The organism is Hydrogenophaga sp. H7, from assembly GCF_002025745.1.
In the GTDB taxonomy this organism is placed as follows: domain Bacteria; phylum Pseudomonadota; class Gammaproteobacteria; order Burkholderiales; family Burkholderiaceae_C; genus Hydrogenophaga; species Hydrogenophaga pseudoflava.
In genome coordinates this window covers 327,752-346,768 of record NZ_MCIC01000018.1, presented here as the reverse complement: position 1 = coordinate 346,768, position 19,017 = coordinate 327,752, and the positions used below count along the sequence as shown (strand labels likewise).

Annotated in this window: 22 protein-coding genes; 9 read left to right on the top strand and 13 right to left on the bottom strand. The window is 70.2% G+C overall.

What is annotated here, in order from left to right; all coding sequences use genetic code 11:
• The first annotated feature begins 3 nt into the window (after nt 1–3).
• Nucleotides 4–663, top strand: coding sequence for a metalloregulator ArsR/SmtB family transcription factor (locus BC358_RS19355; protein WP_079367074.1), 660 nt, complete (start codon nt 4–6; stop codon nt 661–663).
• A 14-nt stretch (nt 664–677) separates the two neighbouring features.
• The gene (locus BC358_RS19350) at nt 678–1,547 is read left to right on the top strand and encodes a sterol desaturase family protein (RefSeq protein WP_079367127.1); all 870 of its coding nucleotides are present in this window, start codon (nt 678–680) and stop codon (nt 1,545–1,547) included.
• 9 nt (nt 1,548–1,556) lie between these two features.
• Here the strand turns inward: BC358_RS19350 and senA are convergent, their stop codons facing one another.
• Nucleotides 1,557–2,792, bottom strand: coding sequence for a selenoneine synthase SenA (gene senA / locus BC358_RS19345; protein WP_079367073.1), 1,236 nt, complete (start codon nt 2,790–2,792; stop codon nt 1,557–1,559).
• Between senA and senB the strand changes: the two genes are divergently transcribed.
• From senB to BC358_RS19330, 3 genes are read left to right on the top strand one after another with little or no spacing between them, the layout of a single operon-like run.
• Complete coding sequence (gene senB, locus BC358_RS19340) at nt 2,791–3,771, top strand: selenoneine biosynthesis selenosugar synthase SenB (RefSeq protein ID WP_079367072.1); 981 nt, start codon at nt 2,791–2,793, stop codon at nt 3,769–3,771. The genes senA and senB overlap by 2 nt on opposite strands.
• Nucleotides 3,772–3,825: 54 nt before the next feature.
• Nucleotides 3,826–4,899 carry a selenide, water dikinase SelD gene (gene selD / locus BC358_RS19335; protein ID WP_079367071.1) on the top strand — a complete coding sequence of 358 codons (1,074 nt, stop codon included), beginning with the start codon at nt 3,826–3,828 and terminating at the stop codon, nt 4,897–4,899.
• A gap of 37 nt (nt 4,900–4,936) precedes the next feature.
• Nucleotides 4,937–5,632, top strand: a complete 696-nt coding sequence (locus tag BC358_RS19330; protein WP_079367070.1) for a haloacid dehalogenase type II — start codon at nt 4,937–4,939, stop codon at nt 5,630–5,632.
• A gap of 16 nt (nt 5,633–5,648) precedes the next feature.
• Here BC358_RS19330 and BC358_RS19325 read toward each other — a convergent pair whose 3' ends face one another.
• A complete protein-coding gene (locus BC358_RS19325; protein ID WP_079367069.1) occupies nt 5,649–5,975 on the bottom strand; it encodes a hypothetical protein in 327 nt (108 codons plus the stop codon).
• Between the two features lie 152 nt (nt 5,976–6,127).
• Here BC358_RS19325 and BC358_RS19320 point away from each other — a divergent pair, with 152 nt between their 5' ends.
• Nucleotides 6,128–6,505, top strand: coding sequence for a hypothetical protein (locus BC358_RS19320; RefSeq protein ID WP_079367068.1), 378 nt, complete (start codon nt 6,128–6,130; stop codon nt 6,503–6,505).
• A 6-nt stretch (nt 6,506–6,511) separates the two neighbouring features.
• Here BC358_RS19320 and BC358_RS19315 read toward each other — a convergent pair whose 3' ends face one another.
• The 10 genes from BC358_RS19315 to BC358_RS19270 all read right to left on the bottom strand — a co-directional run bounded on the left by BC358_RS19315 (nt 6,512) and on the right by BC358_RS19270 (nt 15,514).
• On the bottom strand, nt 6,512–6,904 hold the full coding sequence (locus BC358_RS19315) for a VOC family protein (RefSeq protein WP_079367067.1): 393 nt from the start codon (nt 6,902–6,904) through the stop codon (nt 6,512–6,514).
• Nucleotides 6,905–6,922: 18 nt separating this feature from the next.
• A complete protein-coding gene (gene chrA, locus BC358_RS19310; RefSeq protein ID WP_079367066.1) occupies nt 6,923–8,128 on the bottom strand; it encodes a chromate efflux transporter in 1,206 nt (401 codons plus the stop codon).
• Nucleotides 8,125–9,294 carry an FAD-dependent oxidoreductase gene (locus tag BC358_RS19305; protein WP_179130104.1) on the bottom strand — a complete coding sequence of 390 codons (1,170 nt, stop codon included), beginning with the start codon at nt 9,292–9,294 and terminating at the stop codon, nt 8,125–8,127. Before BC358_RS19305 ends, chrA begins: the two co-directional genes overlap by 4 nt.
• Before the next feature lie 26 nt (nt 9,295–9,320).
• The gene (locus BC358_RS19300) at nt 9,321–10,094 is read right to left on the bottom strand and encodes a DUF3047 domain-containing protein (protein WP_079367064.1); all 774 of its coding nucleotides are present in this window, start codon (nt 10,092–10,094) and stop codon (nt 9,321–9,323) included.
• A complete protein-coding gene (locus BC358_RS19295; RefSeq protein WP_218669504.1) occupies nt 10,091–12,253 on the bottom strand; it encodes an FAD-dependent oxidoreductase in 2,163 nt (720 codons plus the stop codon). Before BC358_RS19295 ends, BC358_RS19300 begins: the two co-directional genes overlap by 4 nt.
• A gap of 9 nt (nt 12,254–12,262) precedes the next feature.
• Nucleotides 12,263–12,877: a CDP-alcohol phosphatidyltransferase family protein gene (locus BC358_RS19290; protein ID WP_079367063.1), complete on the bottom strand. Its 615-nt coding sequence runs from the start codon at nt 12,875–12,877 to the stop codon at nt 12,263–12,265.
• Between the two features lie 87 nt (nt 12,878–12,964).
• Nucleotides 12,965–13,447: a DoxX family protein gene (locus BC358_RS19285; protein ID WP_079367062.1), complete on the bottom strand. Its 483-nt coding sequence runs from the start codon at nt 13,445–13,447 to the stop codon at nt 12,965–12,967.
• Nucleotides 13,448–13,451: 4 nt separating this feature from the next.
• On the bottom strand, nt 13,452–14,300 hold the full coding sequence (locus BC358_RS19280) for a DNA-binding domain-containing protein (RefSeq protein WP_079367061.1): 849 nt from the start codon (nt 14,298–14,300) through the stop codon (nt 13,452–13,454).
• Nucleotides 14,297–15,196, bottom strand: coding sequence for a DUF692 domain-containing protein (locus tag BC358_RS19275; protein ID WP_079367060.1), 900 nt, complete (start codon nt 15,194–15,196; stop codon nt 14,297–14,299). The genes BC358_RS19280 and BC358_RS19275 overlap by 4 nt, the downstream gene beginning before the upstream one ends.
• A 36-nt stretch (nt 15,197–15,232) precedes the next feature.
• Nucleotides 15,233–15,514 (bottom strand): DUF2282 domain-containing protein, encoded by a 282-nt coding sequence (locus tag BC358_RS19270; protein WP_066149521.1) that lies wholly within the window; start codon nt 15,512–15,514, stop codon nt 15,233–15,235.
• 171 nt (nt 15,515–15,685) lie between these two features.
• Here BC358_RS19270 and BC358_RS19265 point away from each other — a divergent pair, with 171 nt between their 5' ends.
• The gene (locus BC358_RS19265) at nt 15,686–16,273 is read left to right on the top strand and encodes a sigma-70 family RNA polymerase sigma factor (protein ID WP_079367059.1); all 588 of its coding nucleotides are present in this window, start codon (nt 15,686–15,688) and stop codon (nt 16,271–16,273) included.
• Complete coding sequence (locus tag BC358_RS19260) at nt 16,270–16,476, top strand: zf-HC2 domain-containing protein (protein ID WP_066149526.1); 207 nt, start codon at nt 16,270–16,272, stop codon at nt 16,474–16,476. Before BC358_RS19265 ends, BC358_RS19260 begins: the two co-directional genes overlap by 4 nt.
• A gap of 37 nt (nt 16,477–16,513) precedes the next feature.
• Here the strand turns inward: BC358_RS19260 and ftsY are convergent, their stop codons facing one another.
• Nucleotides 16,514–17,563, bottom strand: a complete 1,050-nt coding sequence (ftsY, locus tag BC358_RS19255; RefSeq protein ID WP_066149528.1) for a signal recognition particle-docking protein FtsY — start codon at nt 17,561–17,563, stop codon at nt 16,514–16,516.
• A 29-nt stretch (nt 17,564–17,592) separates the two neighbouring features.
• On the opposite strand from ftsY, the gene BC358_RS19250 reads away from it, so the two are divergent.
• Complete coding sequence (locus BC358_RS19250) at nt 17,593–19,002, top strand: pitrilysin family protein (RefSeq protein WP_079367058.1); 1,410 nt, start codon at nt 17,593–17,595, stop codon at nt 19,000–19,002.
• Nucleotides 19,003–19,017: the final 15 nt, after the last annotated feature.

Genomic DNA, 19,017 nt, shown 5'->3' with positions numbered 1-19,017 from the left:
TATATGAATGAACGTGATCTGAAGTCCGAGTTGTACGAGCAGATGGCCCGCATCGGGCAGGCCCTGGCCAGCCCCAAGCGGCTGGAGTTGCTGGAGATGCTGGCGCAGGGCGAGAAGCCAGTGGAGGGGCTCGCGCGGCAACTGGGCATCGACATGCGGTTGACGAGCGCCCACCTCAAGGTCCTGCGCGAGGCCCGGCTGGTGGAAGGCCGGCGCGACGGGAAGTTCATGGTGTACCGGCTCACCGGGGCAGACGTGGCGGTGCTGGGCGTACAGCTGCGTGCGGTGGCCGAAGCCCATCTGCTGGAGTTCCAGAGTGCGTTCGCCCGCTTGGTGGCCTCGCCCGCCCAACTGGCCCCGACCGACCGCAAGACCCTGATGACCCAGGCACGGCGCGGTGAGGTGGTGGTGATCGACGTGCGGCCGGCCAGCGAATACGCCAGCGCCCACCTGCCTCATGCGCGCAGCGTTCCGCTGGACGAGTTGCGCCAGCGCCTGGCCGCATTGCCCCGGGACCGGGAGATCGTGGCGTACTGCCGCGGGCCGTTCTGTCTGATGTCGGACGAGGCGGTCAAGATCCTCCAGGCCGAGGGTTTTCAGGCTCGAAAGATCCTGGACGGGGTCAGCGAATGGCGGGCGGCCGGTCTGGCCGTGGCGGCCTGAAACAGGAGGTGATCATGGCGCTGGAAACCTGGGTGATGGCTCACGAGCCGCTGCTTCGCGTGGGGTTCTTCGTCGGTGTGTTCATGCTGGTGGCGTTGTGGGAACTGGTGTCCCCCCGGCGCGCGCTCAGCTTGACGCGCCGGCAGCGCTGGAGCGCCAACCTCGGCATGGTCCTGCTCAACACGGTGCTGGTGCGGGTGCTGTTTCCCACCGCGGCGGTCGGCATGGCAGCCCTGGGCGCCGAGAGAGGCTGGGGGTTGTTGAACAACTTTGCCGTGCCGTTCTGGCTGGCGGTGCCGCTGGCCGTGGTGGCGATGGATTTCGTCATCTGGCTCCAGCACGTGATGGTGCATGCCGTGCCCGCGCTGTGGCGCCTGCACCGGGTGCACCACGCCGACCTGGACTACGACCTCACCACCGGCACGCGCTTCCACCCCCTGGAGATCGTGCTGTCCATGGGCATCAAGTTCGCCAGCATCGCACTGCTGGGTGCGCCGGTGCTGGCCGTGGTGGTTTTCGAGGTGCTGCTGAGCGCCTGCGCCATGTTCAACCACGGCAACATCCGCCTGCCCGAGCGGGTGGACCGCGTGCTGCGCTGGTTCATGGTGACGCCCGACATGCACCGGGTGCACCACTCGGTGGAAGACGACGAGACCAACAGCAACTTCGGCTTCAATCTGGCCTGGTGGGACCGGCTGTTTGGCACCTACCGCGAGCGGCCGCGTGCGGGGCAGCAGGGCATGCGCATCGGCATACGCGACCACCGTGACCCGCACGAAGTGGCGCGCCTGCCAGGCATGCTGGCCTTGCCATTCCGGAGCGCGGTGGATGGCTACACCATCAACCGCCGACGCTGGAGCGACGCGCCCGACCCGGCCCCTTGAAACACCGCGCTAAAGCGCCGCGCTGCGGAACCCGGCCACGATGTCGTTGCGTTCGGGCGTGAAGTAGTTGCGGTACTGGGGGTGGCGCATGCGCGGCACGGTGAAGGCACTGGCGCCTTTGAGCACCGGCCGGCCGTCGAACCAGGGCTGCGAGTAGTCCACGTAGGGGTGGGGCGTGAAACCGGGGAAAGGCGCGAAAGGGCTGGCGGTCCATTCCCAGACCTCGCCCCATCGGAAGCCGGGCTGCTGCGACGCCAGCTCCCACTCGGCCTCGGTCGGCAGCCGCCGCCCGGCCCAGGCACACCAGGCCTGCGCTTCGAAGGCGCTGAGATGGCGGGCCGGGGCGGACAGGTCCAGCGCCTCCCATTGGCCAAAGCGCTGCTGTTCCCAGCCCTGTGGTGTCTCGCGCAGGTGGCGCGGTGCCTGCCGTTCGCCCAAAAGGCGCCAGATCCAGCCCGGCGCGCTCCAGAAGCGGCGCTGCGCGTACGAGCCGTTTTCGACAAAGGGCAGGAACTGCGCCCAGCTCACCGGCTGCGCGTCGATTTCGAAAGCGCCGACGGGCACCGGGTGTGCGCCGAGCTCGTTGTCGAAGGCGAAGCCCGGGCCGCTGCGGCCCAGCGTCCAGGTGGTGGCATCGACGCCCAGCGAACGGGTGCGGTGCGCAGCGCGACCGGCCTGCGGCAGCCGGACCCCGGGATCGAAGCCCAGCGTCTGCGCCATGTGCATCGCGGCCTCGGCGTGCATGTCTTCGTGGAACAGCGCGAGCCGGAAGAAATAGAGACCGTCGTCGTCTTCGGGCGCTTCGTCCAGCAGTGCCAGCGTGTCGGCCAGGCTGGCCAGGAGGTCGGCGCGCACGGTCTCGGCATCGGGCAGCGGCAGGTGCCAGCGGCGGTCGTGCGGCACCTCGCTGGAGTTGTAGAGCGCGTCCGCGTCGACGCCCCGGGTGGCCTGGCGTGCGGGTGAGCGTGGTGCCTTCGGGTCGGCCGCCACGCCCAGGTGGCGCTGGGGGTAGCGCGCCAGCCACCAGTCCGCGAACCAGCCGATGTGGCCCAGCTCCCAGAGGGGCGGGTTGAGCTCGGGCGTGCAGGGCACGCGCAGCCCGGGGCCGAGCGCAGCGAGGTAGGCGTCGAACAGCGCCAGGCTGCGTTTGCGCGCGTCCTGCAGTGCCTGCGCCAGCACAGCCTTGCCGCCACAGCGCAGGGATTCTGCTTCGGACACAATCGCTGAGCTCTGTGGTTCCGTCATGAAAAAACCCTCCCTGTGTCTCGTGACGCCTGCGCTGGCCGATGCCAACAACGGCAACTGGCAGACCGCGCACCGCTGGGCGCGTTTGCTTGCGGGCCATTATGAGGTTCGCGTGGTGAAAGCGTGGCCCGATGACCGCATGGCCGACAACGGTACCGACCTGCTGCTGGCGCTGCACGCGCGGCGCTCGGCCGACAGCGTGGCCGCTTGGGCCCAGGCCCATCCCGACCGGCCGCTGGTGCTCGCGCTCACCGGCACCGACCTCTACCGCGACATCCGGACCGACGCCAGCGCGCAGCGCTCGCTGGTGCTGGCGCACCGCCTCATCGTGCTGCAGGAGCGGGCACCGCTGGCCCTGCCCGAGGCCCACCGCGGCAAGTGCCATGTGGTGTTCCAGTCGAGCACGCGCCGCCAGACCCTGGTCAAGACGCGCCAGCATCTGCGCGTGGTGGTGGTGGGACACCTGCGCGAGGAAAAATCGCCGCAGACCGTGTTCGAGGCCGCGCGGCTGCTGGCGCCCGACGAAGGCATCCTGATCGACCACATCGGCGACGCACTCGACCCTGCACTGGGTGATCTGGCGCGCGCCACGGCCACGGCCTGCCCGCACTACCGCTGGCTCGGCGGCCTGCCGCACGAGGCCACGCGCCGCCGCATCCAGCGCGCCCACCTGCTGGTGCACCCCAGCCGCATGGAAGGTGGCGCCCACGTGATCATGGAAGCCGCGCTCAGCGGCACGCCGGTGCTGGCCTCGCAGATGGATGGCAACCTGGGCATGCTGGGGCCGGACTACGGCGGCTACTTTCCGGTGGGCGATGCGGCGGCGCTGGTGGCGCGGCTGCGCGAATGCCGCAAGGACATCGCGGGGGCCGGCGATGCCCTGGCCGCCCTGCAAGCACAATGCTCGGCCAGAGCGCCGCTGTTCGAGCCGGCCGCCGAACGGGCCGCCCTGCTGCGGGCACTGGCCGGGCCGCGCTGAAACCGGCCGGCCTGGCCCGCTGGATCGATTTGTCCCAACCCACGGAGACCCCGAATGAACGCCCCGTCCACGCCCGCCCACACCCAGCCCCGCCTGACCAGCCTCTCGCACGGCGGCGGCTGCGGCTGCAAGATCGCGCCCGGCGTGCTCAGTGAAATCCTCAAGGGCACCAGCGCCATGCCCATTCCGAAAGAGCTGCTGGTGGGCATCGAGACCGCGGACGACGCCGCCGTCTACCAGCTCAACGACGAGCAGGCGCTGATCGCCACCACCGATTTCTTCATGCCCATCGTCGACGACCCGTTCGACTTCGGCCGCATCGCCGCCACCAACGCCATCAGCGACGTCTACGCTATGGGCGGCACGCCCATCATGGCGCTGGCCCTGGTGGGCATGCCGATCAGCGTGCTCTCCACCGAGACCATCGGCAAGATCCTCGAAGGCGGGCGCGCCGTCTGCGCTGCGGCGGGCATTCCCATCGCGGGCGGCCACACCATCGACTCGGTCGAACCGATCTACGGCCTGGTCGCACTCGGCCTGGTGCACCCCAAACGCGTCAAGCGCAACGCCGACGCCCGGGTGGGTGATCGCCTGGTGCTGGGCAAGCCGCTGGGTGTGGGCGTGCTCTCGGCTGCGCTGAAGAAGGACGCGCTCAGCGCCGACGGTTACGCGCAGATGATCGCCAACACGACGAAGCTCAACACGCCGGGCCCCGACCTGGCCGCCATCGACGGTGTGCACGCACTGACCGACGTGACTGGCTTCGGCCTGGCCGGCCACGCGCTGGAAATGGCGCGCGGCTCGGACACCACGGTGACGCTCGACATGGCCCGCGTGCCGCTGATCGGCGGTGTGCGCGACCTGGCGGCGCAGGGCATGGTGACCGGGGCCAGCGGCCGCAACTGGGCCGCCTACGGCAGCGAGGTGCGGCTGGCCGAGTCGCTGCAGCCGGTCGACCAGGCCCTGCTGACCGACCCGCAGACCAGCGGCGGCCTGCTGGTGGCCTGTTCGCCCGACGCGGTGGACGAGGTGCTGGCGGTGTTCCACCGGCACGGCTTCGGCGCCTCGGCGGAAGTGGGCGAGATCGTGGCCGCGCAGTCCGACGGCGTGCGCCTGCGCGTGCGCTGACCCGTTCGGCGAGCTTTCCAACCCAGCGGTGTACCTGATGAAACCTCCACGCATTCTCGTTTTCGACATCTTCGGCACCGTGGTCGACTGGCACGGCTCCATCGTGCGCGAGCTGGGCCAGCGCTTTCCGCAGGTCGACGCCGACGCCTTCGCGCTCGCCTGGCGCGCGGGCTACCAGCCGGCGATGGAGGCGGTGCGCTCGGGCGGGCGTGGCTTCGTCAAGCTCGATGTGCTGCACCGCGAAATCCTCGACGGCCTGCTGCCGCGCTTCGGTCTGGCGCACCTGGGCGAGGCCGAACGCGCCGACCTCAACCGCGTCTGGCACCGGCTCGCCGCCTGGCCCGACAGCGTGGCCGGGCTCACGCGCCTGAAGTCGCGCTTCACCATCTGCAGCCTGTCCAACGGCAACCTGGGCCTGCTCACCGACATGGCCAAGGCGGCCGGCCTGCCCTGGGACTGCGTGCTCAGCGCCGAGGTGTTCCGCGCCTACAAGCCCGACCCGCGCGTCTACCTCGGCGCGGCCGACGTGTTCGACGCCGCACCCGGCGAGGTGATGATGGTCGCTGCCCACCACGAGGACCTGGCCGCGGCGCGCGACTGCGGCCTGATGACCGCCTACATCGAGCGCCCGCTGGAGTTCGGCGCGGCGCACATCAAGGACGTGTCACCGGTCGCGGCCAACACCCTGCACGCGAGAGACCTGCTGCACCTGGCCGACCAGATGGGTTGCTGACCGGCGCCGGGTCCGTTCAGGACGGCGACACGGACGCCTTGATCTGCCGGATGGTTGACACGTCGCCCAGGAACACCTGGAGCACGTCCTTCTCTTCGGGCGTCAGGTCCTTGCTCTCCAGCAGCTTCAAGCGCCGGACGACCAGCTCCAGCGCCTCGGCCAGGTGACCGATCTGGCGGCCGTAGCTGCCCACCCGGGCCAGCGCCGCCTGCTCGACCGCCGGGTTGGACGAGGCGCCGAGGTTCACGTTGAACAGGTGGAACTGCCAGTTGGGCAGGATGGGCTGGGTCAGGCTGGTCGGTGCCAGCTGCCAGGTGAGGGGCACGGTGACTTGCTGCGGCATGGTGGGCTCCCGGTGTGGGCCGCCGGACGGCGGTGCAGGGACCATACAAGAGCCGTGCCAGTGCGCGTGTGACGCATCCTCTTGACGGGGGTCAAAGCGGACGCTGGGCAGGCGCCTAGAGTGGAAATTCCCACCCCACCGGAGACATCTCCATGAACAGCCCGCACACCACCCTCAAGGCCCTGGTTGCACTGCTTCTGCTGGCCTGCGCCAGCATCGCCGCCGCCCAGCCGAAGCTCACCAACGGCGTCCTCACCGACGAGAAAGGCATGAGTCTCTACGTCTGGGACAACGAACTGACCGCACCGGGAAAGATCCTGTGCACCGGGCCCTGCACCATCACCTGGCCACCGATGCTGGCCAAGGAAGGCGCCAAGGCCTTCGACGACTTCACCCTGATGACCCGCGACGACGGCACCCTGCAGTGGGCCTACAAGGGCCGGCCGCTGTACCACTCGGCCAACGACAAGCAGCCGGGTGACCACAGGGGCGACGGCTTCCGCGGCATCTGGCACCTGGTCAAGCCCTGAGGGCGATCACCCGCCGACCGGCGTGCACAGCTCCACCAGAATGCCGTCCGGGCAACGCACATAGGACACCACCTGCCCCCAGGGCTTCTGCGACGGCGGCGCCATCTCGCGCGCGCCGGCCGCCACGGCCCGGGCGTGCGCGTCCGGCACATCGTCCGTGACCAGCGCGATCTCGAAGCCCAGCGGCTGGGCCGAGGTGTCGGCGTGCACGTGGCCACCGGCGAAGTTCATGTCGCCCAGCTCGTGCGCGGCGAAGGCCAGCGTGGTCTCGCCGGTGTCGAGCTCGCCATAGGTGCCGCTCTCGTGCAGGAAGCGGCGTTTCAGGCCGAAGGCCTGCTCGAAGAAGGCCAAGGAGGCCGCGACGTCGGGGACGTAGGTGATGGTGTAGCCGAGTTTCATCTCGTGTCCTTCGCGTGATCAGGCCGCCATGGCCCACCCGATGGTGGCACACCCCGCCACCACCGCCCACGGCGGCCATTTCCATTTCATCAGTGCCAGCAGCGCCACTGCCGCCAGCAGCGCGTCGCCCACCCCGCGGATGCCGCTGGTGATCACCGGGTTCCACAGCGCGGCCAGCAGCAGGCCGACCACGGCGGCGTTGATGCCCATGAGCGCGGCGCGCACGCGGGGCTGGGCGCGCAGGCGTTCCCAGAATGGCAGCGCACCCACCACCAGCAGGAAGGCCGGCGCGAAGATGGCCGCCAGCGCCAGCAGTCCGCCGGCCCAGCCGGAGGGGTCGCTCTGCATGCTGGCACCCAGGAAGGCCGCGAAGGTGAACAGCGGGCCGGGCACGGCCTGCGCCGCGCCGTAGCCGGCGAGGAAGGCGTCGTTGTTCACCCATCCGGTGGGCACCACACTGGCCTGCAGCAGCGGCAGCACCACATGGCCGCCGCCGAACACCAGCGCACCCGCGCGGTAAAAGGCGTCGACCACGGCCAGGGCCTGCGAGGGCAGGGCTGCGGCCAGCAGCGGCAGGCCCACCAGCAGCGCGGCGAACAGCAGCAGCCACAGCGCGCCCGCCCGCCGGCCGACGGGCACGGGCAAGGGCTCGTGGGCGGTGTCGGATGGCGGACGCATCGCCGCGAGGCCGATGACAGCCGCGACGCCGATGACCAGCAGCTGCAAGGCCGTGCCGGGCCAGGCGATGAGGACCGCGGCGGCACCCAGCATGAGCGCGCGGCGCGGTGTGTCCGGGCAGAGGCTGCGCGCCATGCCCCAGACGGCCTGCGCCACCACGGCGACCGCCACCACCTTCAGGCCGTGCAGCAGGCCCGCGCCCGCGCCGCTTTGCAGCGCGTCGCCCGCCTGTGCCACGCCCAGCGCCAGCCCGATCAGGGCCAGGGCCGAGGGCAGGGTGAAGCCGGCCCAGGCGGCGAAGGCGCCTGCGTAGCCGGCGCGCGAGAGGCCCAGCGCCAGGCCCACCTGGCTGCTGGCCGGGCCGGGCAGGAACTGGCAGAGCGCGACCAGGTCGGCGTAGGCGGCCTCGCTGAGCCAGCGGCGGCGTTCGACGAACTCGTGGCGGAAGTAGCCCAGGTGCGCCACCGGGCCGCCGAAGCTGGTGAGCCCGAGCCGCAGGAAGATCAGGAAGACCTGCCAGGCACTGCGGTCGGGTGTGGTGTTCATGTCGTGGGCAGGGTGTATCGGGCCATGAAGGCGCGGTCGATGTGGTCTTTCCAGCGCCACACCCAGCCGCCCTCGGCGTGCAGCGGCCCCCAGCTGGCGATGGCGTGACCGGCGCCGCAGGAGATCAGGTTCAGAGTGTTCGCGGGCGGGTGGTGCGGCTTGAGCGGCTGGCCTTCGTGGGCCGCGAGCAGGTTGTCCGCCAGCGGCGGGCCGGCGCGCACCGCGTAGACACCGTTCCTGGGGTGCGGCCGGTCGGTGCGGGCGCACACGTCGCCCGTGGCGAACACCTCGGGGTGGCTGGTGCTCTGCTGGAACTCATTGACCAGCACATGCCCCGATTCGCTGAGCGCCAAACCGCTGCCCTGCAGCCAGGGCGGCGCGTGGGCGCCGATGGCGAGGATGGGCACGTCGCAGGCCAGCTCGGAGCCGCTGCCCAGCTTCACCACGCCCGGCGCCAGGCCGACGCAGGTGTCGCGCAGCACGGTGATGTTCAGCCGCCTGAGCCGGCGCAGCACGCGCGCCTGCAGGCCGGCGGGGTAGCTGGCAGCCGGCTCCACGCCGCCGGTGATGAGGGTGAAGCGGGCGCCCGCCGCACCGTGCGTGCGCAGGCACTGCTCGGCCGCGAACAGCAGTTCCAGCCCGGCCGCGCCCGCGCCGATCACCGCGACCGACAGCGCGCGTTCCTGCGCCTGTTCCACCACCTGGGGCCAGAGCGAGGCGAAGACCTCGATCGGTCGCACGATCAGCGCGTTGTCCGCCGCGCCGGGCATGTCTTCTTCGAGCCGCTGGCGGTCGATCACCGGGCCGGTGTCGATGGACAGCAGGTGGTAGGGCAGGTCGGGCGGCAGGATCTCGTCCTGCGAGCGGCTCTTGCCGGCCGGGCTCAGGCGCGCCCGTCGGCCGGCCGCGTCGATGCCGCTGCAGCGCGCACGCACCCACTTGGCCCCCGCGGCGCGGATCAGCGGCTCCAGCGGAATCTGGCAGTCGGTCTCGCTGTAGTGGCCCGCCACCAGGCCCGGCACCATGCCGCTGTAGGTCTGGTACGGGTAGGGCGTGACGACCGTGATGTCCAGATCGGCCGGCCGCTGCTGCGCCAGGCGCGACAGGACATGGACATGGGCGTGTCCGCCGCCGAGCAGCAGCAGCTTCTTGATTCCGTGGTGCATGGGCCCCGATGTTACGGGGTGTGACATCAGGGGCCGGTGGTGGTGGTCCAGCGCAGGTCGGCCACCCAGCCGCTGCTGCGGCTGGCGGTGTTGTCGCTGTCGGCGCCGATCAGCACGGTGGCGACCCTGGGCAGCTCGCCGCGCGGCGTCTGCGCGCCCTGCGGCAGTTCGTCGCCGAACAGGGTGACGAAGTCCTGCGCGAGATCGCGGTTCTCCGCGACCCACTGGCCCGCCGCGGTCTCGCTGCCGCGCAGGCTGATGTAGCGCACGCGCCGTGAATAGGGGTTGGCGCCCTGCAGGCCGGCGGCACGGCCGCTGTCCCACACATAGCAGACCGTGGCGGCGGGCAGGGCCTCGCCGCTGACGCTGCGCGCGATGCGCAGCACAGTGCGCTCGACGAAGGGCACGCGTTCCAGCGGGTGATCGAACATGGCGCAGACCTTCAGCGCCGCGTCGTCGCCGGCCTTGGTGGTCAGGTCGGGTGCGGCCTGGCCGCCCGAGAGGGGCTGGTCCAGCCGCCAGCGCCACTGCAGGCGCGCGGGCGGCGCGTCCTGCAGGTCGTGTACCAGGCTGCCGTAGGACGACGCGGTCACCACCTTCACCGCGGGCTGGCCATCGACCTGGCCGGCCTCGATGACGGTGGGCGGGATCGGCGCCTTCTGCTGGGGAAAACCGACATAGCGCCAGCCGGGGTGCAGCGCGCCGTCGGGCTGGGTCAGGGGTGGCAGGGTCTGTGCGTGTGCCCCCGCCAGCGCGCCGGCCAGTGCGGTGAGGAGGGGGGCGGTGGTCCAGGTGTTCATGTCCGCTTCCAGTCGTGGTACTTCTTCACCCAGGCCAGCAGCTTCTCCGGCTGGTGCGCGCGTTTCCACTCGCCGGCCGCGTACTTGTTGGCCTCGGCCAGCGTGGGGTAGGTGTGGATGGTGCCCAGGATCTTGTTCAGGCCCAGGCCGTGTTTCATGGCCAGCACGTACTCGGCCAGGAGGTCGCCCGCATGCTCGCCGACGATGGTCACGCCCAGGATGCGGTCCTTGCCCGGCACGGTCAGCACCTTGACGAAACCGTGCGCCTCGCTGTCCGCAATCGCGCGGTCCAGGTCGTCGATGCCGTACTTGGTGACTTCGTAAGGGATCTTCTTTTCTTTCGCTTCCTGCTCGTTCAGGCCCACGCGCGCCACCTCGGGGGCTATGAAGGTGGCCCAGGGGATGACGCTGTAGTCGGCCCTGAATTTTTTGAGGTCACCGAACAGCGCGTTCACCGCGGCGTACCAGGCCTGGTGCGCGGCCGTGTGGGTGAACTGGAACGGCCCGGCCACGTCGCCCGCGGCGTAGATGTTGGGGTAGATGGTCTGCAGGTACTCGTTGGTCTCGACCGTGCGGTTCGTCGGAATGCCCAGGTCTTCGAGGCCGTAGCCGGTGAGCCGCGCCACGCGGCCGACGGCACACAGCAGCTGATCGAAGGCGATGCGCTGCTCCGCGCCCCTGTGTTCCACCACCAGCGTTTTCTCGCCGTCCACCAGCTCGCAGCGCAGCGCCTTGTGGCCGGTGAGCACGGCCACACCGTCGGCCTCCAGCGAGGCCTTGGCGAGCGAGGACACTTCCTCGTCCTCGCGGACCATGAGGCGCTGCGCCATCTCCACCTGCGTCACCTGCGCGCCCAGGCGCGCGAAGCTCTGCGCCAGCTCGCAGCCGATCGGGCCGCCACCCAGCACCACCAGGCGCTTGGGGACTTCTTCGAGCTTCGCGAATGCGTCCCACAGCGTGTCGCTGGTGACATAACCAACCTCGTCCAGCCCCGGCAGCGGCGGCACGAAGGGCCGGGCCCCGGCGGCGATGACGATGCTGCGGGCGGTCAGTCGCTGCGTCCCGCCGCTGTTGAGGGCGATCTCCACGGTCCACGGATTCACCAGCTTCGCGTAGCCCTGCAGCACCTCCACACCCAGGCCGGTGTAACGCTCCACGCTGTCGTGGGGCTCGATGGCGGCGATCACGTCGTGGATGCGCTGCATCACGGCCTTGAAGCTGAAGGCGGGCGTGGCGTCGGACAGGCCGTAGTGCGAGGCGTGCCGCATCTGGTGCGCCAGCTTGGCACTCCTGATCAGCGCCTTACTCGGCACGCAGCCGTAGTTCAGGCAGTCGCCGCCCATCTTGTGCGCCTCGATCAGCGTGACCTTGGCCTTGACCGCGGCGGCGATGTAGGCCGAGACCAGACCACCCGCGCCCGCGCCGATGACGATCAGGTTGCGGTCGAAGGTCCTGGGCCGCACGCCGGCCCACTTCGCGTAGACCTTGCGTTTCTGCACCGCCTCGACGATCTTGCGCGCGATCAGCGGGAACAGGCCCAGCAGTACGAAGCTGCCCAGCAGGCCGGGACTCACGATGCCCTGCAGCGATGTGAGCTGTCCCAGTTGCGTGCCCGCGTTCACATAAACGGCAGTGCCGGCCAGCATGCCGATCTGGCTGACCCAGTAGAAGGTCCAGGCCTTCATCTTGGTCAGACCCATCAGCAGGTTGATGACGAAGAAGGGCACGACCGGGATCAGCCGCAGGGTGAACAGGTAGAAGGCGCCGTCCTTCTGTATGCCCTTGTCCACCTCGGCCAGACGCTGGCCGAAGCGGCCCTGCACGCTGTCGCGCAGCAGGAAGCGCGCGGTCAGGAAGGCCAGCGTGGCGCCGATGCTGGAGGCGAACGACACCAGTAGAAGACCCCAGCCCAGACCGAAGATGGCGCCGCCCGCCAGCGTGACGATGGTGGCGCCGGGCAGCGAGAGCGCGGTGACGGCCACATAGAGCAGGAAGTAGCCCGCAGCCAGCGCCAGCGGTTGCTGCGCGCGCAGCTCGGCGAAGCGCGCCTGGCTCTGCTGGAGGAATTCCAGGCTGAAGAAGCGGCCGAGGTCGAATGCGAAGAAGGCCACGATGCCGAGCACCACGGCCATCAGAAGCAGGAGTTTGCGCAGGTTCATGGGGTCTCCTCAGGCGCCGTCGCGCAGCCGTTGCCAGCCCCAGCCGATGCGCAGCGCGGTGGTGATGACGCACAGCGCGGCGAAGCCGTAGGCGATGGGGCCAAACCACTGCGGCCACAGGCACATGGCGGCGAAGGCGGCGATGGTCTCGGTGGCTTCGGTGAGGCCGCCGAGGAAGTAGAAGCTCTTGCCCGGTAGCGCGGTATCGGCCAGGCGGCGCTTCTCGGCCAGCGCAGCGAAGGCCAGGAAGCTGCTGCCGGTGCCGATGAAGCTGGCCAGCAGCACGGCGGCGGGCAGGGCGTTGGCCGCGGGGTCGGCGAACGCAAAGCCCAGCGGGACCGCGGCGTAGAACAGGAAGTCCAGCGTGATGTCCAGGAAGCCGCCGCGGTCGGTGGGGGTCGAGGCGCGCGCCACCGCGCCGTCCAGACCGTCGAGCAGGCGCGAGAGCAACAGCAGCACCAGCCCGGCCACGAACTGCCGCAGGCCGATGGCCAGCGCCGCCGCCATGCCGGTGACGAAGCCGGCCAGCGTGACCGCGTCGGCGCCCACACCCAGCCGAACCAGGGCGGCGCCGGCACGGCCGAAGGCCGGTCGCAGGGCCTGCTGGATCGCCCTATCCAGCATGGTGGTGGCGCAGGGGGTGGGTGGACGGTGTCGACAAGCAGGGTCTCCGGGGCGGCGGGGTTGCGCGGCATGCACCGCTGCGCGAGCTTACCTGCTGGTCTGCGGTGTCAGCCAGCCGTTCACCCGGGGCTTGAGCCAGGCGCAGTCCATCGACCAGCGGCCCACGCCATACAACGCGAGCGCGGCCAGCAGCACGCCCCAGGTGATGTGCTGCTGCAGCGCAGCCGGCGCGATCTCGCTGAGGCTGAGCACCGCCACCACGTTGACCACGCTCAGGCCCAGCGCGGCAAAGCGCCCGGCCAGCCCGAGCAGCAGCATCATCGGCAGCACCAGCTCGCCCGCGGTGCCCATGACCGCCGCGACACCGGGCGAGAGCAGCGGCACGCGGTATTCCTCGGTGAACAGCAGCAGGGTGGTGTCCCAGTCGCGCAGCTTGGTCAGGCCGGACAGGAAAAACACCTGGGCGAGGTAGGCCCGTGCCGCCAGCGCGGCCAGCGGCTGGGCGCCGTCGAGGGCGGTGGTCAACGCATTCCAGAGGCGCAGGCCGCGCTGCAGCAGGGTCGTGTTCATGGGGTCATCTCCAGGTGGGGGCGGGGTCGGTCAGGCGCTGCACGCCGATGACCAGCCCGTCGGTGACGGCGGCGGTGAGCCAGGCCGAAAAGTCGAAGGACGGCGGTTCGGTGTCGGCGGCGCAGGCCGCATCCAGCGCGCCGGGCAGGTCGGCGCCGGCCTGCAGTGCCTGCACCAGCGCGGCGGCCGAAAGGTCGATGGCGGCGATGCGCGGGCGCAGCCCCTGGCGCCACACCAGGGCCAGTTCGCCAATCCCGTCGCGCAGCCGCTGCGCCGCCTCGGCCAGGCAGGGGTCGCCAAACAGGTGCGCGGTGACCAGGCTGGCGACCGGAAAGCGGCTGCCGATCACCGTGGCGCCGGGGCTGAGACTGAGCGTGAGGCCGTGTGGGTCTTCGCTGGCCAGCCGCGCGAAGCTGGGCAGATCGGGCTCGGCGTCGGCGGCGCTGGCGGCGCGGTGCAGTGCCCACTCGGCGCGCGCCACGTCGCCCAGGTACGGCGCATCGGACAGCGCGTCGCTCGCCTGCAGGAAGCCAGACAGGGCGGCGCCCCACTGCGCGAGGTCGCCCCCGCGGGGCGGGTGCGTGTGCCAGAGGTCGCGCGCGAGCAGGTCGAAGTTCTGCTCGCCGAACATCGCGGCGATCACCGGGTAGGCGGCGCGCAGCGCGCGTTCGGCCATCGCATGGCCGTTGCTGCGGTAGGCCGCCAGGCCTCGTGCGGACTGGGGATGCCACACATCGAGCTGAGTGTTCAGGCGCGCGTCGGCCGCATGCCTGCCATCGCCCGGTCGCGCGAACAGGGCGTCCAGCAGAAGCTGCTGTTGCTGCGCCAGCGTCAGGGTGTCCAGGGTGTTCATGCGGCGACCGCCTGTGTGTCGGTGGCCGGGGCCAGCACCTGCGCCGCGGCTTCGCGGGCGCGGTCGGCTTCGTCCAGCAGCACGGACAGGTCCGGGATGTCCGTGTCCCACTCGATCAGCGTCGGCACGGCGCCGAAGCGGCCGACGGCGTGGCGGTACAGCGCCCAGACCCGCTCGCCGACGCGGCTGCCGTGGTCGTCGATCACGATGTCGCCGCAGTGCCGGTGGCCGGCAAGGTGGATCTCCGCCACGTGGTCCGGCGCGATGGCGTCCAGCCAGCGCCGGCACGCGCCCAGCGGGTCGCCGTGTTCGCCACGCAACTGGCCATTGAGGGCGTTGACAAAAATGTTGTTCACGTCGACCAGCAGGCCGCAGCCGCTGCGCCGCGCGAGCGCGTTGAGGAATTCGGGTTCGTCCATATCGGCCTCGCGCCACTGCACATAGGCCGAGAGGTTTTCCACCGCGATGGGGCGGCGCAGGCGGTCCTGCACGCGCTGGACGTTGGCGCACATGGCGTCCAGCGCCGCGCGGCTCATCGGCACGGGCAGCAGGTCGGCCGCGTGCACCACCGCACCGCGCGCGAAGCTGGCGTGGTCGCTGACCCGCACCGGGTCGATGGCCTGCACGAGCCGCGCCAACTGGTCCAGGTGCGCGGTGTCGATGCCCTGCGCCGACCCGAGCGACAGGCCGACGCCGTGCAGGCTCACCGGGCAGTGCGCGCGCCCTTCGCGCAGCACGGCCAGGGCCGCGCTGCCGGGGGCGAAGAAGTTCTCCGAATGGACTTCGATGAAGCCGAGAGCAGGCCGCTGTTCCAGCAGCGCTGCGTAATGGGGGTGCCGCCAACCGATGCCGACCTCGGGCGCTGCGGCATGAGGCCGATGAGCGTGTGCGGTCATGGTGGCGGGCTTTCTTGTGCGAGGGTTGGCCGCGGATCAGGACTTCTTCATGCCCATCTTGGCGTCGTCCATCGACATGCCGCCCATGGTCTTGCAGGTGCCCGCAGCGACGTACTTCCATTCGCCCTTGTCGTTGTCGACCTTGGACTGGCCTGCGCAGGAGTGCGAGCCGGAGAGGTTGGCGCAGTCGTTCTGCCCGGCCTTGGCGATGCCGAAGCATTTTTCCTTGGCGGCGTCCTGGGCCATGGCGGGGCTGGTGAGCATGGCAAGGCTCATCAGCGAAGCGGCGGCGGTGGTGATCATCTGGCGCTGGTTCATCGGTTTTCTCCTGAATGAGGTGGGGGTTGAGAGTCAACCGGTGCGTGTCGCGGGGCGATGTTCACCGGTTGGGCGTCAGTCAGCCGATGAGGATCGGTTCTTACACGCCGCACAAAAAATATTCCTCGGTCCTCCGCTGGCCGGGTCTTTACACTCGCAGCGAATCGCCGAATGCCCATGACCCAGAACCCGCCCGACTTCACGACCCAGGTGGCCGAGTGCCGGGCCTACCTGCTGCGCTTCGCGCGCCTGCAGCTGCGCAACGACGCCTGGGCCGAAGACGCCGTCTCCGAGACCGTGCTGGCCGCGCTGGCCCGGCCGCAAGCCTTCGAGGGCCGTTCCCAGATGCGCACCTGGCTGGTCGGCATCCTCAAGCACAAGATCATCGACATCCTGCGCCAGCGTCAGCGCGAGGTGACGCTGGACAGCGGCTCTGACGACGACAGCACCGATCCGCTGGAGCACATGGCCTTCAAGGCCGATGGCCATCACGCCCAGATGCCCGTCGACTGGGGCGATCCCGAGCAGTCGCTGGGCAGCCGCCAGTTCATGGCCGTGCTCAACGCCTGCACCGAAAAACTGCCGCCGGTGCAGGGGCGCCTGTTCCTGATGCGGGAGTGGCTGGAGCTCTCCAGCGACGAGATCTGTAAGGAACTGGGGCTGACGCCGACCAATCTCTATGTCCAGCTCCACCGGGCCCGCCTGCGCTTGCGGGAGTGCCTGGAACTGAACTGGTTTGGACGAACACACACGACATGAAGGCCGCTTACCCGTTTCGCCGCACCTGCAAGGAGGCCACCGCACTGATGGTGGCCCGTGAAGACCGCCAGCTGCCGTGGGCAGACCGCGTCGGGCTGCGCCTGCATCTGATGGTGTGCAAGGCCTGCCCCACGTTCGAACGCCAGATGCTGACGATGCGCCACGCGATGAAGCAGTGGCGCGGCTACACAGAAGAAGAGTAGCGACCTGCGCAGCGGCGGAGCGCGGGAGTCACATCCCTCAGTTCAACAGCGCCTGCGCAAACTCGCGTGCGTTGAAGGTTTCCAGGTCTTCGAGCTTTTCACCGACGCCGATGAAGTAGATCGGCACCGGCCGCTCGCGCGCGATGGCGCAGACCACGCCGCCCTTGGCCGTGCCGTCGAGTTTGGTGATGACCAGGCCGGTGAGTTGCAGTGCCTCGTCGAAGGCCTTGACCTGCGTCAGCGCGTTCTGGCCGGTGTTGCCGTCGATGACGAGCAGCACCTCGTGCGGCGCCGTGCCGTCGGCCTTCTGCACCACGCGCTTGATCTTCCGGAGCTCTTCCATCAGGTGCAGCTGCGTCGGCAGGCGGCCGGCCGTGTCCACCAGCACCACGTCGCGGCCGCGCGCCTTGCCGGCGCTCACGGCGTCGAAGCTCACGGCGGCCGGGTCGCCGCCTTCCTGCGTCACGATCTCCACCGTGTTGCGGTCGGCCCAGACGGCCAGCTGCTCGCGGGCCGCGGCGCGGAAGGTGTCGGCAGCGGCCAGCAGCACGCTGGCGCCTTCGTTCGCCAGATGGCGCGTGAGCTTGCCGATGGAGGTGGTCTTGCCGGCGCCGTTGACGCCCGCGACCATGATCACAGTCGGCTTGTGCTCGCCGATCACCAGCGGCTTCTGCAGCGGCGCCAGCAGGTCGGCGATGGCGTCGGCCAGCAGGCCCTTGACGGCCGCCGGATCGGTGGTCTTGCTCTCCTTGACGCGCTTCTTCAGGTCGGCCAGCAGGTGCTCGGTGGCCTTGACGCCGGTGTCGGCCATCAGCAGCGCCGCCTCCAGCTCTTCATAGAGCGCGTCGTCGATCTGCGTGCCGGTGAAGACGGTGGCGATGCTGGAGCCGGTCTTGCGCAGGCCGGCCTTGAGCTTGTCGAGCCAGCCCTTGCGCTCGGGCGGCGCTGCGGGAGCAGCCGGCGGGCTGACGACGGCCGGCAGCGTGGCCGGCGCAGCGACCGGTGCCGACGGGGCGGGCGCGGCGGCGGGGACCGGTTCAGGGACCGGTGGGGGCGCAGGCGGTTTTTTTCTGAAGAACGAGAACATGTTTCAATCTTTGGAATCCACAGGATTCTATGAAACGAGCTTTCTCCTCCCTGATGCGGGGACTGGTGGTGCTGGCCATGCTCTGGTCCGCCGCTGCGTCCGCCACCGAAACCGCCCGGACCTACACCCTCTCCAACGGCATGACCTTGCTCGTGCAGCCCGACCGGAGGGCGCCCACCGTGGTGCACATGCTCTGGGTGCGCGTGGGGTCGATGGACGAGGTCGACGGCACCTCGGGCGTGGCCCATGTGCTGGAGCACATGATGTTCAAGGGCACGCCCAGCCTGGCGCCGGGCGAGTTCTCCCGCCGCGTCGCAGCGCTGGGCGGGCGCGAGAACGCGTTCACCAGCCGCGACGCCACCGCCTACCACCAGCAGGTGCCGGCGCGGCACCTGGAAGCGGTGATGAGGCTGGAAGCCGACCGCTTCGAGAACAACCGCTGGAGCGACGATGAGTTCCGGCGCGAGATCGAGGTGGTCAAGGAAGAACGGCGCCAGCGCACCGAGGAATCGCCGCGCGCCCGCATGTTCGAGGCCTTCGGTGCGATGGCGCTGCAGGCGCACCCCTACCGCCGGCCGGTGGTGGGCTGGATGAGCGATCTGGAGTCAATGACACCGCAGGACGTGCGGGACTTCCACCGCCGCTGGTATGTGCCGGGCAACGCGGCGGTGGTGGTGGCGGGCGATGTGGAGCCTGACGCGGTGCATGCGCTGGCGGAGTCCATCTACGGCCGCATTCCGGCTCGCGCGCTGCCCGAACGCAAGCCGCGCGAGGAACCGCCGCAGAACGGTCAACGGCGCATGGAATACCGCGCCGCGACCGAGCAGGCGATGCTGGCCATGGCCTGGCCCATGCCGCGCCTGAAAGACCCCGGCGCCCGCGATGACGAGTCTCGGGATGCGCTGGCGCTGATCGTGCTGTCCGCGCTGCTCGACGGTTACAGCGGCGCCCGGCTCGACCGCGCGCTGGTGCAGGGCACCGCGGGCACCCGGCTTGCCGACAGCGCCGGGGCCGGCTACGGTGCGCTGGGGCGCGGGCCCGCGCAGTTCACACTGACCGCGGTGCCGGCGGCCGGGGTGGCCGTGGCCGAGGTCGAGAAGGCGCTGCGTGCCGAGTTGGACCGGATCGCGCGCGAGGGCGTGAGCGAGGCCGAATTGCAGCGGGTCAAGACCCAGTGGGCGGCGGGCGAAATCTACAAGCTCGACTCGGTCTACAACCAGGCGCAGGAGCTGGGCACCTGGTGGGTCAACGGTCTCGGCCCCGGCAGCGCGGCGCGACTGATGGACGCCCTGCGCGGCGTCACGGCCGAACAGGTCCGTTCGGTGGCGCAGCGCCTGTTCCCGGAGGAGCGGCTGAGCGTGGCCGTGCTGGTGCCCGATCCGTCGCAACGCAGCGCACCGGCCCGGACCGGTCCCCGGCCCGCGCTGGGCCGCCACTGACACCTGGGTGATCCA

Bases quoted from the DNA above. Each gene is read 5' to 3' on its own strand.
- BC358_RS19355 (WP_079367074.1), top strand. From the start codon at position 4: ATGAATGAACGTGATCTGAAGTCCGAGTTGTACGAGCAGATGGCCCGC.
- BC358_RS19350 (WP_079367127.1), top strand. From the start codon at position 678: ATGGCGCTGGAAACCTGGGTGATGGCTCACGAGCCGCTGCTTCGCGTG.
- senB (WP_079367072.1), top strand. From the start codon at position 2,791: ATGAAAAAACCCTCCCTGTGTCTCGTGACGCCTGCGCTGGCCGATGCC.
- senA (WP_079367073.1), bottom strand. From the start codon at position 2,792: ATGACGGAACCACAGAGCTCAGCGATTGTGTCCGAAGCAGAATCCCTG.
- selD (WP_079367071.1), top strand. From the start codon at position 3,826: ATGAACGCCCCGTCCACGCCCGCCCACACCCAGCCCCGCCTGACCAGC.
- BC358_RS19330 (WP_079367070.1), top strand. From the start codon at position 4,937: ATGAAACCTCCACGCATTCTCGTTTTCGACATCTTCGGCACCGTGGTC.
- BC358_RS19325 (WP_079367069.1), bottom strand. From the start codon at position 5,975: ATGCCGCAGCAAGTCACCGTGCCCCTCACCTGGCAGCTGGCACCGACC.
- BC358_RS19320 (WP_079367068.1), top strand. From the start codon at position 6,128: ATGAACAGCCCGCACACCACCCTCAAGGCCCTGGTTGCACTGCTTCTG.
- BC358_RS19315 (WP_079367067.1), bottom strand. From the start codon at position 6,904: ATGAAACTCGGCTACACCATCACCTACGTCCCCGACGTCGCGGCCTCC.
- chrA (WP_079367066.1), bottom strand. From the start codon at position 8,128: ATGAACACCACACCCGACCGCAGTGCCTGGCAGGTCTTCCTGATCTTC.
- BC358_RS19305 (WP_179130104.1), bottom strand. From the start codon at position 9,294: ATGCACCACGGAATCAAGAAGCTGCTGCTGCTCGGCGGCGGACACGCC.
- BC358_RS19300 (WP_079367064.1), bottom strand. From the start codon at position 10,094: ATGAACACCTGGACCACCGCCCCCCTCCTCACCGCACTGGCCGGCGCG.
- BC358_RS19295 (WP_218669504.1), bottom strand. From the start codon at position 12,253: ATGAACCTGCGCAAACTCCTGCTTCTGATGGCCGTGGTGCTCGGCATC.
- BC358_RS19290 (WP_079367063.1), bottom strand. From the start codon at position 12,877: ATGCTGGATAGGGCGATCCAGCAGGCCCTGCGACCGGCCTTCGGCCGT.
- BC358_RS19285 (WP_079367062.1), bottom strand. From the start codon at position 13,447: ATGAACACGACCCTGCTGCAGCGCGGCCTGCGCCTCTGGAATGCGTTG.
- BC358_RS19280 (WP_079367061.1), bottom strand. From the start codon at position 14,300: ATGAACACCCTGGACACCCTGACGCTGGCGCAGCAACAGCAGCTTCTG.
- BC358_RS19275 (WP_079367060.1), bottom strand. From the start codon at position 15,196: ATGACCGCACACGCTCATCGGCCTCATGCCGCAGCGCCCGAGGTCGGC.
- BC358_RS19270 (WP_066149521.1), bottom strand. From the start codon at position 15,514: ATGAACCAGCGCCAGATGATCACCACCGCCGCCGCTTCGCTGATGAGC.
- BC358_RS19265 (WP_079367059.1), top strand. From the start codon at position 15,686: ATGCCCATGACCCAGAACCCGCCCGACTTCACGACCCAGGTGGCCGAG.
- BC358_RS19260 (WP_066149526.1), top strand. From the start codon at position 16,270: ATGAAGGCCGCTTACCCGTTTCGCCGCACCTGCAAGGAGGCCACCGCA.
- ftsY (WP_066149528.1), bottom strand. From the start codon at position 17,563: ATGTTCTCGTTCTTCAGAAAAAAACCGCCTGCGCCCCCACCGGTCCCT.
- BC358_RS19250 (WP_079367058.1), top strand. From the start codon at position 17,593: ATGAAACGAGCTTTCTCCTCCCTGATGCGGGGACTGGTGGTGCTGGCC.